Origin of the sequence: Marinomonas sp. (assembly GCF_965225885.1) — a bacterium.
Taxonomy (GTDB): Bacteria; Pseudomonadota; Gammaproteobacteria; order Pseudomonadales; family Marinomonadaceae; genus Marinomonas.
The window spans coordinates 518915-532540 of the sequence record NZ_OZ245329.1 but is presented as its reverse complement, the minus strand read 5'-3'; the positions used below and the strand labels follow the sequence as shown (position 1 = coordinate 532540).

Annotated in this window: 10 protein-coding genes; 3 read left to right on the top strand and 7 right to left on the bottom strand. The window is 42.9% G+C overall.

All coding sequences use genetic code 11. From position 1 onward, the window contains the following. Positions 1 to 69 precede the first annotated feature (69 nt). Positions 70 to 1179 carry a TRAP transporter substrate-binding protein gene (locus ACO05V_RS02430; RefSeq protein ID WP_421847148.1) on the top strand — a complete coding sequence of 370 codons (1110 nt, stop codon included), beginning with the start codon at positions 70 to 72 and terminating at the stop codon, positions 1177 to 1179. A 94-nt stretch (positions 1180 to 1273) separates the two neighbouring features. Here the strand turns inward: ACO05V_RS02430 and ACO05V_RS02425 are convergent, their stop codons facing one another. Together ACO05V_RS02425 and putA are read right to left on the bottom strand one after the other, a co-directional pair. Beyond that, a complete protein-coding gene (locus ACO05V_RS02425) occupies positions 1274 to 1957 on the bottom strand; it encodes a 1-pyrroline-5-carboxylate dehydrogenase (RefSeq protein WP_421847146.1) in 684 nt (227 codons plus the stop codon). A 14-nt stretch (positions 1958 to 1971) separates the two neighbouring features. Then, positions 1972 to 5094: a bifunctional proline dehydrogenase/L-glutamate gamma-semialdehyde dehydrogenase PutA gene (gene putA / locus ACO05V_RS02420; protein ID WP_421847144.1), complete on the bottom strand. Its 3123-nt coding sequence runs from the start codon at positions 5092 to 5094 to the stop codon at positions 1972 to 1974. A 383-nt stretch (positions 5095 to 5477) separates the two neighbouring features. On the opposite strand from putA, the gene ACO05V_RS02415 reads away from it, so the two are divergent. Further along, positions 5478 to 6734 (top strand): ankyrin repeat domain-containing protein, encoded by a 1257-nt coding sequence (locus ACO05V_RS02415; protein WP_421847142.1) that lies wholly within the window; start codon positions 5478 to 5480, stop codon positions 6732 to 6734. 227 nt (positions 6735 to 6961) lie between these two features. Here ACO05V_RS02415 and ACO05V_RS02410 read toward each other — a convergent pair whose 3' ends face one another. From ACO05V_RS02410 to ACO05V_RS02390, 5 genes are all read right to left on the bottom strand, one after another. Continuing rightward, a complete protein-coding gene (locus ACO05V_RS02410; protein WP_421847140.1) occupies positions 6962 to 8200 on the bottom strand; it encodes a hypothetical protein in 1239 nt (412 codons plus the stop codon). A 111-nt stretch (positions 8201 to 8311) separates the two neighbouring features. Beyond that, positions 8312 to 9085, bottom strand: a complete 774-nt coding sequence (locus ACO05V_RS02405; RefSeq protein WP_421847138.1) for a helix-turn-helix domain-containing protein — start codon at positions 9083 to 9085, stop codon at positions 8312 to 8314. Between the two features lie 202 nt (positions 9086 to 9287). Further along, a complete protein-coding gene (locus ACO05V_RS02400) occupies positions 9288 to 10247 on the bottom strand; it encodes an NADPH:quinone reductase (protein ID WP_421847136.1) in 960 nt (319 codons plus the stop codon). Between the two features lie 10 nt (positions 10248 to 10257). Further along, positions 10258 to 11646 (bottom strand): TRAP transporter large permease, encoded by a 1389-nt coding sequence (locus tag ACO05V_RS02395; RefSeq protein ID WP_421847134.1) that lies wholly within the window; start codon positions 11644 to 11646, stop codon positions 10258 to 10260. Beyond that, positions 11646 to 12182: a TRAP transporter small permease subunit gene (locus ACO05V_RS02390; protein WP_421847132.1), complete on the bottom strand. Its 537-nt coding sequence runs from the start codon at positions 12180 to 12182 to the stop codon at positions 11646 to 11648. The genes ACO05V_RS02395 and ACO05V_RS02390 overlap by 1 nt, the downstream gene beginning before the upstream one ends. A 379-nt stretch (positions 12183 to 12561) precedes the next feature. Between ACO05V_RS02390 and ACO05V_RS02385 the strand changes: the two genes are divergently transcribed. Then, positions 12562 to 13530 carry a PstS family phosphate ABC transporter substrate-binding protein gene (locus tag ACO05V_RS02385; RefSeq protein WP_421847130.1) on the top strand — a complete coding sequence of 323 codons (969 nt, stop codon included), beginning with the start codon at positions 12562 to 12564 and terminating at the stop codon, positions 13528 to 13530. Positions 13531 to 13626 lie beyond the last annotated feature (96 nt).

Here is a 13626-nt window from a genome sequence, read left to right as displayed (position 1 = left end):
CTCGTCTTTGCTTTGCTCATAGCATCAAGCAAGGTGTTGTATAAAAATAAAGGTTTTTAGGGATAATCAATGAGAACAATAAAAATGTGGGGAAAACTGGCGTTAGTCGGTTTGACGGCGGCGAGCTTGGTGGCTTGTGGTGGAGCAGAAGAGAAAGCAACGGCAAAGGTTGAGAAAGCGGCGGATGTTATTCATTGGAAAATGGTTACAACATGGCCGAAAAACTTTCCCGGTTTAGGCACAGCGGCAGAGCATTTAGCGGAAAACATTACCGCAATGTCTAATGGGCGCTTAGTCGTAAAAGTCTACGCGGCAGGTGAACTGGTACCCGCGTTGGAAGTATTTGATGCGGTGTCTCGTGGCACCGCTCAAGTAGGTCATGGTGGCGCTTTCTACTGGAAAGGCAAAGCGCCAGCGGCACAGTTTTTCTCGGCTGTCCCATTTGGCTTTACCGCACAAGAAATGAACTCATGGCTGCATTACGGTGGCGGTCTGAAATTGTGGGAAGAGACTTACGCTCCCTTTAACTTGATCCCAATGGCAGCAGGTAATACTGGGGTACAGATGGGTGGGTGGTTTAATAAAGAGATCAACTCCCTTGCTGACTTCCAAGGCCTGAAAATGCGTCTTCCTGGCTTAGGTGGCGAAGTGTTGAAAAAGGTCGGGGGTACACCAGTTAACTTGCCTGGTAGTGAGATCTTCACCGCACTGCAAACCGGCACCATTGACGCAACTGAATGGGTGGGTCCTTACAACGACCTAGCATTTGGCTTGTATAAAGCGGCGAAGTTTTACTACTACCCAGGCTGGCACGAGCCAGGTTCTACGATGGAAGCAATATACAACAAAGACGCTTTTGAGGCTTTGCCAAAAGATCTTCAGCTGATCGTTCGAGCGGCGACGCGCCAAGTGAATGCCGATATGTTGGATGAGTTTACAGCGCGTAATAATGCGGCATTAGAAACCTTAGTAAATGAACATCACGTGGTTTTGAAGCCATTTCCAAAAGAGGTGTTAGTGGCATTGAAAAAAGCCTCCGCTGAAACATTGGATGAAGTGGCGGCCGCTGACCCAATGAGTCAAAAAGTCTACAACTCTTTTAAAGAGTTTAATGGCAAGGTTAGAGCATGGCACGAAGTGTCTGAGCGAGCTTATATTAACGCTCGTGAGCTTGAGTAACAGAGCGTTTTTGAGCAATGAATAAAAGTAAGGGCCCTTCTAGATATCAAGAAGGGCCCTTTTGTTTTTTACAGCGTATCTATGATGAACAGGTTTAGTCGTTCATGCTGCCCAATTCAAGCAGTGTCGCGTTGCCACCGATCGCTGTTGTGTTGTTAGACACGGTACGCTCGGTGACAAAACGCAGCACGTAATGTGGTTTGGCAATCACACTTAGATTTTCCGCATCGGTCTCTTCAACTAATTGGCAGATCAAGCCGCTTTTTGCAGCAAGACGTTGGCTTAGCAATTGCGCTTGCATTGGGTCGCAAAGTGTTGCGATACCAGCTAGGTGATTGGCTTCAATCAAAGAATCTTGAGCAGATTCTGCAATGTTCTGCACGACACCCTCTGCCACGAATGGAGAAATCATATCCATGATTTCTTGACCCGTTTGACCAACGGTAATCACTGGGTTGCCAGCAATAAGTGCAGCAAACACTTGACCAACCAAACCGACTTTTGCTTTTTCGCCTTCGATAGAAGACATGCAAAGAAACACGCCACGACCTTGGTTAGATAGCTCGTTGCGTTCGCCAGTTGGCCCAGGCATTATGCGTGTTTCCGCAATAGATTGCTTCGCGTTATCGATCTGCCACGCGGCCATTTTGCTTTGTTCTTTAGGGAAGGCATTAAGGCTTTTTTGCAGTTTTTCTGCACGGCCATTTACGCCAAGTTTGTCCCATGCTTCGAAGACTTTTTGAGAGACCTGAATTTGGATAGGTTGTACGATTGTCATAGTAATGTCTCCCCTTAAAGGTCTTGCTCAATAGCGAAGCGTTGAAGGTAATGTGGACCGCCAGCTTTTGGTCCTGTGCCGGATAAACCTTGTCCACCGAAAGGCTGAACGCCAACTACGGCACCGACTTGGTCGCGGTTGATATAAAGGTTACCCACGCGAGCGCGACTCGCAATACGTGCACAAGTGGTTTCGTTACGGCTGTGAACACCCATGGTCAAACCAAAACCGGAATTATTGATGGTGTCGATGATCTTATCCAAGTCGCGTGCTTTGTAGCGTACAACGTGCAGGATAGGGCCAAATTTTTCATCCGTTAGCTGGTCAATGCTGCTGATTTCAAATGCCGTTGGCGCAACGTAGGTGCCGTTTTTAGCGAAGTCTGGCAGTTCTGCTTGGGCAATTAGTTTGCTTTCTTTGGTCATGCGTTCGATGTGTTCAAGCAACATGTCTTGAGCTTTCTTGTCGATAACGGGACCCACATCTGTGCTGTGTAGGTAAGGCAAACCAACGCTTTGTTCAGCCATGGCACCTTTGATCATTGGAATAACACGATCGGCGATGTCAGCTTGTACGAACAATACACGTAATGCAGAACAACGCTGACCAGCTGAGGCAAACGCCGAACGAACTGCATCGCGAACCACTTGCTCAGGCAAAGAAGTTGAATCAACCAGCATAGCGTTTTGGCCGCCTGTTTCCGCAATTACTGGCACTGGCGCAACGCCACGAGCTGCAAGGGTACGGTTGATCAATTGTGCTGTGCCAGTGGAACCTGTGAAGGCAAGACCGGCAATGCGTTTGTCGCTCGTTAGTGGAGCGCCAACGGTGGCGCCGTCACCTGGTAACAAGTGAAGCACGTCTGTTGGAACGCCTGCTTGGTGTAGCATTTCAATGGCGCGGAAAGCGATTAAGCTCGTTTGCTCAGCAGGTTTCGCAACCACTGTGTTACCAACCACAAGAGCGGCAACTACTTGGCCAGTAAAGATGGCCAATGGGAAGTTCCATGGGCTGATACAAGTGAACACGCCGCGGCCGTTTAGCTTGGCTTGCTTTTCTTGACCTAAGAAATCGGTGTAGCTGGATGGATTAGCAAAATGGCTACGAGCTTGTTGAGCATAGTAGCGACAGAAATCCACCGCTTCACGTACTTCGTCGATGCTGTCTTGAATGGTTTTACCTGCTTCACGGTGGCAAAGAGCCATTAGTTCCGCGTAGTTTTCTTCCATCAAGTCGGCCATTTTATCTAGGCAATCAGCACGTTCTGTTGCTGGACGTGCAGACCATGCAGGGAAAGCGGCTTCGGCAAGGTCAATAGCCTTGGTAACAGTCGCTGGGTCTGCCCAGTCAATTTGACCTGCAGTTTGGTTGTGGTCATAAGGACTTTCAATAGAATGCGTTTGACCTGTTGCGACTTTCTCACCACCAACAATAGGGAAGGCTCGCCATTGGGTGTCTTGTCCCATGAAAGCATCGATTTTCGCTTTGAAAGGCGTCCAGTCAGAATCAATTTCGATGTTTGGACCAAAAGAGTTCTTACGGTCGTCAAATAAACCAGAAGGTAAGCTAATGTGCGGGTTCGCCAATGTCTTACGGCTTTCAAGTGTTGTTACTGGGTGACCAATCAACTCAGAAACAGGGTAACTAGCGTCGATCAAACGGTGAACGAATGAGCTGTTGGCGCCGTTTTCTAGCAGACGACGAACCAAGTAAGGAAGCAAGTCTTTATGGCTACCGACAGGTGCGTAAATACGTACACAGATGTCGCTGTCTTTGATCAAACGGTTATAAAGCGCATCGCCCATACCATGTAGACGCTGGAATTCATATTCATCTGTCGTTGCGCCTAACTGCTTAGCAATGCAGCTAATGGTCGCAATGGTGTGTGCGTTGTGGCTGGCAAACTGTGGGAAAATGTTTGCACGAGCGTGTTCGCTCAATAGGAAATTCGCGCACGCCAAGTAAGAAACGTCGGTGGATTCTTTACGTGTGTAAACTGGGTAACCATTGATACCGCGTTGTTGGCACATCTTGATTTCAGAATCCCAGTAAGCGCCTTTTACAAGACGCACAGGTATGCGATCGCCTTCTTCTTTAGACAGTGCAGCCAACCAAACTAAAACCGGCAGAGCGCGTTTTGAGTAAGCCTGAACCACAAGACCAAATAAGCCCCAACCTTTGGTGCATTCGTCGCGGAACAGTTTTTCAAACAAATGCAAAGACAGTTCTAGACGATCTGCTTCTTCCGCATCGATAGTGATACCGACGTTCAACGAACGAGCTTTGATGATCAAGCCTTTAACGCTGTCGAAAAGTTCTGTCATGACGCGTTCTTCACAACCCACTTCGTAACGCGGGTGAAGCGCTGACAGTTTGATAGAAATAGTCGGGCGGTGTTTTTGGCTGTAAGTGTCTTTGCCGACAGACTCAACCGCTTGCAGGTAAGATTTTAGGTATTTGTCTGCATCGGCAGCGGTTAGCGCTGCTTCACCCAACATGTCGAAAGAATAAGTGTAACCTTTGTCGCGGTAGCCTTTACCACGAGACAAGGCTTCTTCAATGCTGCGGCCTAGAACAAACTGGTGTCCCATGATTTTCATCGCTTGGTTCATCGCTTTACGAATCACTGGCTCAGAAACACGGTTTACCATGCGGTTTACCAAGTTAGCTGGTGTTCCGTCTTTTTTCTCGTCCATAGTGACGATTTTACCCGTCAACAATAAGCCCCAAGTAGACGCGTTAACGAAGAAAGAATCGGAGTTCTTAGCGTGAGATGCCCAATCGGCAACGCTTAAACGGTCTTTAATAAAAGCATCAGCGGTTTCTTTGTCTGGCACGCGCATTAACGCTTCGGCCAAACACATCAGCAAAATGCCTTCTTTGGTGTCTAGGCTGTATTCTAATAGCAAAGCGTCGATCATCGACATGCTATCGTCATCTTTACGAACGTCAGCAATCAAGTTTGCAGCGGCATTGGTTTGGTCTTCTAGTTCACCTTCCGTGGGTTTAGCCAAAGGTAATAATTCCTTTAACCACTTCTCTTCATCCATATTATAAAGAGGGGAAATTAGCTGCCACAATTCATTGAGTGGACGCTGAATGAAGTTAGGCTGTAACACCTCAATCGCTTTAAACATGGTTGGATTCTCCCGCGTTAACATAAAAAGCTAAATGACTTTTTATTAAGGCCGCATATTGTTATAGAGCAGTTAGCGCTTTTTGATTATTTTTTACTCTGCATAATCAAAAAAATGCATGTCTGGATAATGCTGACACTTTAGTGACAGAGTGGATAAATTGTCTTTCGAAAAAGTCGTTTTTTTTTATAAGAAAGTCCGACTGGACAAGAATAAGCATAGCAGCAATTTATTCTCTTGCAGACGTTTTGGGAAACCGATGGAAATGCTTCTACTAAATGGTGCGTGCATTAGAGTTTTATGGAGATTGTTAGTTCGCTCCTTCCATAACTTAAGTGGTATGTTAAAGTGATTTACTTTTTCACTCAGGATCAATTCTACTCATGGACAAGACACTTCAGCAATACAAGGTATTTAAAGTCATTGGTTTTCTTCTATGTCTTCTCCTTACGCAAGTTGCGAAAGCTTCATCCGCTGAGACGTTCGACTGGCATAAGCAAAATAAATACGGCAATACGCTTTTGCACCTCATTTATTCAGGTAACGCTTGGCAAGATAAGAGCAATGAAGACAAAGTAACATTACTAAGAGAGGCATTTGATGCTGGTGAAATAGACCCAAACATACGAAATGCCAACGGTGAAACGGCTGCTCATTTGGCGATGACATTAATTTTTGATAAAAGCAGGAAAACGGGTGATCTTTATTACAGCTCGGATTTTTTTAAAGTCTTATTACAACAACCCAACCTAAATCCGAATATTAAAGATTATAACTACCGTCAAACCCCTTTGATGGATTTGATAATAAATTCTCCGGATAATGGATATAACAACATATTTGTTGCTAAACACTACCCAAGAACATTAGAAATTTTTAATTATTTTACCACACATACAGGTTTAGTCTTAAACTATACCAATAATATTCATCAAACTATCGAAATGGCGCTAGAACAACAAGCTTCTAGATTCTTTGGAGAAACAGAAGAAAATATTGAAGATTTCAAATCGAAAATTCAATCAAAAAACTTAAAGCTTCAGTTATCTGATAAATTTGATGAAGATGAAAGTTATCGATTATGGTCAACTTTTTATAATATGAATAGCGGCTTGGACTTGGGTTACCTAAAAAGCTATAAAAACTATATTATACAATATATTAATAAAGGCGCAGATCCGGACTACTTAGAACAGGGTTATACTGTATTAAATATATTGGCAAACTCCACGTCGAGAAGTTATGGCGTAGACTACGAGTCTAATGATCAATTAAGAACACAGTTAGCTCAATTAATTATCGACAATGGAGCTGATATTAATACGTTTGCAACAGATGGAAATACGCCGCTGCATAACTCAATAAGAAGTAGCAATCTCTACTTTATTAAAATGTTATTCTCTCAGCCTAATCTGGATTATAACCGCCAAGATAGCAAAGGAAATACTCCTGTAATGGCGTTTTTTAGATATTATTGGAGAAGTGATGATTTTAAGGAAGTAACAGAGTTACTATATTCTCAAAAAAACAAGTTTGATCTAAATATAAGAAATTATTCAGGAGAAACGGGGTTAGATATTCTTGATAACATTATAGACTCTAGAAATAGAGATTTTCTTGGAAAATGGATCGACGAGTAGCTGCTCCTAGAAATTATATCTAGATATCAATAACACCCCGATAGATATAATACTTATATCTATCGGGGTTAGAGGAAAAGAACTTTATATTAACGTAGATTTTTTAGATAGATATTATTATTTTCTATACGGTATGTATTTATAGATAAGACTCTCACATCATGATTTCAAGCAAGTACTAGAGGGGAATACTCCGTGATCGACACAAAAATTCAATTTTTCAGCCGCTATTTATTTGTATTTAACAGGTTCCCATCTTTATCATAGAGACTATCTGTGTTGTTAACCTCATCAATAGAGCGCATTAATTCGCCAGTTTGATAATAGGAATTAATGATTCGATTATTATCATAGTTCTCCCGCTCCATAAATTTACTACCTCCGCCTTGTATATTTATTCTTAAAAATATGAGCCGGCTATCTTCTTCAAAAAATGATTCGCTTTCTAAAACACCAGTTGAATAGTATCGCTTTGTTACACCTTTCCAATATGGAAAAAGGATTCTATTTTTCTTTTCGATATGGCGTTCATAAGATTTTATGCCATTAAAAAAATATGTTGTTACACCAATTCTTTTTCCTTGATAAAATTCTTCTTCACTTTTTATTTTTGTGAGGTCTTTATCATAATACTCTTTTCTAGATCCGGAATACTGGGATGTAGAAAAGCAGTTGTCATCAGAAACCTCTTTTGTTATATAATTAACTCCAGAACAAACTGTTTTTATTCTTATGGGTTCAGAGACATTATAAAATCTAACCTTATCTGGATCAAAAAGATTCACTTCTAGTGCAACATTTCCATTTTTGTCATAAGTGGTAGTTTTGATAAGAACGCCATCTTTGTAATCATCTTCTCTGAATCTTTTTTTGTAACCATAAGAGTAAATGATTTCGCTATCTAAACTAAAGCCGTTATATTTTTTAAAGTAACTTGCTTTTATCTTTCTGTTTTTTACGTCCCAATAAGAAGTACTGTCTATCACATCTCTTATTTGAGACGGCGTATAAGAGTAATCAATTTCTTTTTTGTATGTCAGTTTTCCGTTTTTAAATCTGTATAATAGATCATTGTCTTTGTCACGGTTGTAACCTGATTCTGTTGTTCGAAACTTTAAAATTCCCGTATAGGGTGAACCTTCTATTAATAAGTCCTGCGCTTTATTGAATATTTCTGCCATTTTCATCAGGTCGAAATCAATTTTATCTCTTTCTTCGATGATTTTTCCGTTTTTATATCGAATATATTTGGATAGTTTTTTATGAAGAGGATTATTTTCTTTTTCAGGATGGATATAATAGGTTGTTATTCCTGTTAAGGGTTTTCCTTCAAAGTAGTACTTTCCCTCTTTCTCTGAAATTCCATCTTCTTTCCTAAGAAAATTAATATCAAAGATAACTTCAGAATAGACTTGACTTGAATATATTGAAAATAAAAAAATAAATTTCAACAGCGTTATTCTCACTTTTAAATCCTTTTTAATGTATTTCTGGTTGGTATATTTATATTAGTATTTTCTGATCAGCTAACATAATAGCTTTATAGGTGTTATTTGCAGCAAGTAACTAATTAATAGTTAGCGATTACCAAATTGCTTTTGGTATTTTAATGGCGTAATGCCAAGGGTTTGAGAGAACACATTGGTCATCGCGCTTTGGCTGGAGAATCCACACATTTCGGCCACTTGAATAGGTGGGAAGCCTTCGGCGAGTAAGCTTTGGGCACGCTCTAAACGTTTGCGCATTAGGTATTGATGCGGTGTCATGCCAGTGCGGTCTTTAAAGCGCTCGTGAAACTGGCTGACACTCAAAAAGCAGAAGTTTGCCAACTGATCGATATGCACACGGCGAGATAAATTTAGCTCGATAAACTGATCGAGTTTATCGATATCAAGATGGTTGCCACGGCTTCGGACATCTTTGTTGTTTATTTGGTGGCGAATGGCACTTAACAAGGTATTGCCGCAAGCACGAGCCAGAATCATATCGTTTGGGTATTGCTGTAATTCACCAGACAGAGCTGAAGCCAGTATTTGCAAGCGAGGATTGAGCTGAAAGTACGCCGCTTGGTCAAATAAACGAGATACGACTTCGTATTCTTCGTCGGTAATGCCTTTTTGCGGTGGAATGGGCAGATTGACGACCATGATACGATTTTCACCCAGACCCGCAAACGCATGACTGTTTTCTGACGGAAGAATACAGCCTTCGCCAGTATGCAATTGCTTGCCTTTGCCTTCTATATCGAAATCGGTATTGCCATCAAGCACAACCACCAGCTGATGGTAATCATGATCGTGGGCGTCCGCTTCAATAGGCAGGCTGAAAACATCGGAATCAGACTGAGTCAAAATGTGCCTTTTTAATAAACATAAGTGGGAAAGTATAGCGACCTTAAGGCGGCTTTAGTAGCGTATTTTTGTGAAGATATCGGATTTTACGGCATAAATGGCAGCTTGAAGTGCATAAAAAGGCAGATTAAAGAGGAAAAACAAACACGGCACTTATCTCATGAAGAGTTTTCTAAAGCGCCGTGTTTGAATAATATTTATTCTAGTTAATACGAATAACGAGGTTACCTAGCGCACCAGGCTTTAAGACATCATCGTGAGCCTGAGCTAACTCAGTAAGCGGGTAGCTATGTCGGATCACAGGCTTTAGTACGCCTTTTTCAAACAGCGGACGTAAGGATTTTGCAATCAAGGCCAATTCGGCAGGTTTCACATTGGCTAATGCCACACCAACTACAGAAGCATCACGAGCCATCAAATCACGAGGATTGATCTCTACCGTGCCGCGGTTCCCCACGACTGCCACACAACCACCAAAGGCTAGGGCTTTTAAGTCTTGATCTAAGTTGTGGTTCGCCAGCATCTCAATAACAATATCAAAACCCGCCTCTAAAGATTGATAAGGCGCAAGATGATCCGCCTCATTGTGCATAATGATATTAGTCACGCCTTGTTGACGTAATAAGTCGGCGCCAGCGGCTGTTCCTGAACTGGCAACCACATCCATACCTGTCGCTAAGGCTAATTGCACTGTAGCAATGCCGACAGCGCCCGTTGCGCCATGTACTAATACCTTGTCACCTGCTTTGCCGTTAGCACGACCAAACAAGGCACGATGAGCGGTGGTGTAAGGAATTCCTAAACAAGCGCCTTCTTCGAAAGACAAAGCGTCTGCCAGCGGATAAGTGTGAGTTGCTGCACAAGCGGCAAACTCAGCCGAAGAACCGCTTAGATTACGGCTAAAATACACCCGCTGACCAATTTCGAAGCCAGTTACATTAGCACCTAGTTCAACAATAGTACCCGCGCCGTCAGATCCCGGCGTATGCGGAAAATTAGCTGAATAATTATTGGTGCCTGAGCGAATGTAAGTGTCCACTGGATTCACGCCAGCAGCACCGACTTGAACCAAAATTTGGTCCGTAGTGATACTTGGCTTTTGAGCCTCAACCAGCGATAAATCGCTGGCTGGGCCGTAGTCTTTCATTTGCATTGCTTTCATATTGAGATCCTTAGTCGGCATAGACTTGTTCAGGTAGCCACGTCGCGAGATCTGGCCAGATCGACAACATTATTAACACTAAAACTTGAATCAGAATAAAAGGAATTACGCCTTTATAAATAGACTGAGTTTTCAGTTCTGGTGGCGCCACGCCACGTAAGTAAAACAGCGCAAATCCGAATGGTGGCGTTAGGAAAGATGTCTGTAAGTTGATTGCCATCATAATACCCAACCACACAGGATCTAAGCCCATAGCTAGCAGCACTGGCGCAACAATTGGCACAACCACAAAGGTGATTTCAATGAAGTCTAGGATGAAGCCAAGGAAGAACATCAGCAACATAACGACGATCATCGCACCGACAACACCACCGGGAAGTTGTGAGAAGAAATCTTGAATCAACTCTTCGCCACCAAAACCACGGAACACCAAAGAAAACAAAGAGGCGCCGATCAGGATCATGAACACCATACAGGTGACTTTTGTGGTCGAATACACCGCGTCTTTTAAGGTAGGAAAGCTCAGTTTGCCACTGCCTAGCGCTAACAGTGCGGCACCTAGTGCGCCAACGCCTGCGGCTTCCGTTGGTGTCGCAATCCCACTAAGAATCGACCCCAAAACCGCGAAGATAAGCACCAAAGGCGGAACCAATCCTTTAAACAGCTGAATCACTAAGGACTCGTTTGAGCCATTACGTAACTCTTCTCTAGGCACAGCTGGCGCTTTATGTGGCTGTAACCAAGCGACCATAATGACGTAAAGAATATATAGACTGACCAAGATTAAGCCCGGAATCAGCGCGCCAACAAACAAGTCACCCACAGAGATAGTTTTCGGCGAGAATATTCCCATTTCCAATTGCGCTTTCTGATACGCATTGGACATCACATCGCCCAATAGAACCAAAGCAATAGATGGCGGAATGATTTGTCCCAAGGTGCCTGTCGCACAAATAGTACCGGCTGCTAACGCTGGATCGTAGCCACGGCGCAACATGGTAGGCAAAGAAATCATCCCCATAGTCACCACGGTCGCACCCACAATGCCAGTACTCGCCGCTAACAACATGCCCACCAAAATAACTGAAATGCCTAAACCGCCACGCAAGGTGCCAAACAACATGGCCATGGAGTCGAGTAGTTTTTCAGCCAGTTTGGATTTTTCGAGCAAAACGCCCATTAAAACAAACAGCGGTACGGCAATTAAGGTTTCATTGCCGATAATACCGAATAAACGGTTTGGCAAGGCTTCTAGGAAAACACTATCAAAGGTGCCGAACATGGAGCCAACAGCCGCAAAAATAAGCGCTGTACCACCCAGAGAAAATGCGACAGGGTAACCGAACAGCAAGCAAACACAAACGCCGGCAAACAGCCATAAAGGAATAAATTCAGCCATTAGTTTTGTCCTTTAGCCTGTTTATTATTGGGGGAGCGAGCCGCAGTCACAACGCCAATATTTTTCAAAATATCAGCCGAGCCTTGAATGATCATACTCACCATCATGATGGGAATTAACGTCTTTAGTAGATACACAAAAGGCAAACCGCCCGGTTCAGGAGAGGTTTCGAGTACTCGCCAAGAAGCACTCACGTAATCAAAGCTCAAATACGCGGTATAAAGAGTGAATGGCAACAGGAAGAAAAGGCCGCCAATGATATTCACCCAGGCTTTTTTCGTGACAGAAAAATCACGATAAAAAACATCAACACGAACGTGCTCATCGTCTTTAAAGGTATACGCTGCACCCAACATAAAGACCATGGCATGCATATAAAGCACGGACTCTTGTAGCGCGATCGCACCAATATCAAAGCCATAACGCAAAAGCACAATGAGACAGGTAAGTAGCATCATCGCTAACGTAAGCCAAGCAACGCATCTTCCCATGTAATGGGAAATCGTCTCAGCCGAACTGACCAGTTTGTTTAACATTAAAATACCCACAGTTTTTAATCATTTTTTATCGGACGTTTAATGAGCCCACAGTGCCTATAAAATCCGGATCGTTAGTCTATTGGATAACGCCACGCTTGGGAATATTTCAGGCGGCGCGAAAGGCAAGTTAGAAGACATTTAACAAAAATTAGCTGGTTACTTGATACAAAATTGATAAAAAATACTGAGGTGTGGGTGGTTGATGTTTATTAAGCCAACGCTGATTTCCTATTGGTTTTGTAAAGACTCATAATTTTTTTTTAAATATTTCATTCTTTAACATTACTGTCACATATCTTTCCTATAGTACAAAACATCGAACGAGCTATGGGCAGTTGCTCATAAATATTTGACTACAACCACTGAGGTTTATGTGATGAAAAAACTAGTTGCAGGTTTAGCGATGACAGCGGCAGTAGGCGTTTCTGTTAACGCTTTTGCAGATGTTGATTCAAATTTGATGTCTTACAGCAAAGCAAGTGGCGTTTCTGGCAATATTTCAAGTGTTGGCTCTGACACCCTAGCGAACCTTATGACATTGTGGGCAGAAGACTTTAAGCGTCTATACCCAAATGTAAACATTCAAATTCAAGCGGCTGGTTCTTCTACTGCGCCACCAGCATTGACTGAAGGTACTTCAAACTTCGGTCCTATGTCTCGCATGATGAAAGACAAAGAAGTTGCAGCATTTGAGAAAAAATACGGTTACAAGCCAACTGCCGTTCCAGTGGCTATCGATGCTCTAGCAGTATTCGTACACAAAGATAACCCAATCAAAGGTTTGTCTCTTCCTGAAGTGGATGCCATCTTCTCTTCTACTCGTAAGGGTGGCCACAGCGAAGACATCACTACTTGGGGTAAAGCTGGTCTAGATGGTGCTTGGGCAAAACGCGACATTCAATTGTTTGGTCGTAACTCAGTATCTGGTACTTATGGTTACTTTAAAGAACACGCTCTTTTCAAAGGTGACTACAAAAACAGTGTAAACGAGCAACCAGGTTCTGCTTCTGTTGTTCAGTCTGTTTCTACTTCTCTTAACGGTATTGGTTACTCTGGTATCGGTTACAAAACGTCTTCAGTACGTGCTGTACCTTTGACTAAGAAAGAAGGCGGCGCTTTCATTGACGCTACTGTTGAGAATGCAGCAACGGGTAAATATCCATTGTCTCGTTTCCTATACGTTTACGTAAACAAAGCACCTAACAAGCCGCTTGAACCACTACAACGTGAATTCGTAAAAATGGTTCTTTCTAAAATGGGCCAAGAGGTTGTCGTAAAAGACGGTTATGTACCTCTACCAGCTAAAGTTGCTAACAAATACCTGAAAGATCTAGGTATTAACTAAGTAACGCCTTAGCGAGCTTACGGATGAGATGCTAAAAGTAGGAGAGCCGAAACGCTCTCCTACTTTTCTCTGTGCTGTAGACTGTCACACTATTGT

Coding starts and splice junctions, on each gene's coding strand:
- ACO05V_RS02430 (WP_421847148.1), top strand. CDS start 70: ATGAGAACAATAAAAATGTGGGGAAAACTGGCGTTAGTCGGTTTGACG.
- ACO05V_RS02425 (WP_421847146.1), bottom strand. CDS start 1,957: ATGACAATCGTACAACCTATCCAAATTCAGGTCTCTCAAAAAGTCTTC.
- putA (WP_421847144.1), bottom strand. CDS start 5,094: ATGTTTAAAGCGATTGAGGTGTTACAGCCTAACTTCATTCAGCGTCCA.
- ACO05V_RS02415 (WP_421847142.1), top strand. CDS start 5,478: ATGGACAAGACACTTCAGCAATACAAGGTATTTAAAGTCATTGGTTTT.
- ACO05V_RS02400 (WP_421847136.1), bottom strand. CDS start 10,247: ATGAAAGCAATGCAAATGAAAGACTACGGCCCAGCCAGCGATTTATCG.
- ACO05V_RS02395 (WP_421847134.1), bottom strand. CDS start 11,646: ATGGCTGAATTTATTCCTTTATGGCTGTTTGCCGGCGTTTGTGTTTGC.
- ACO05V_RS02390 (WP_421847132.1), bottom strand. CDS start 12,182: ATGTTAAACAAACTGGTCAGTTCGGCTGAGACGATTTCCCATTACATG.
- ACO05V_RS02385 (WP_421847130.1), top strand. CDS start 12,562: ATGAAAAAACTAGTTGCAGGTTTAGCGATGACAGCGGCAGTAGGCGTT.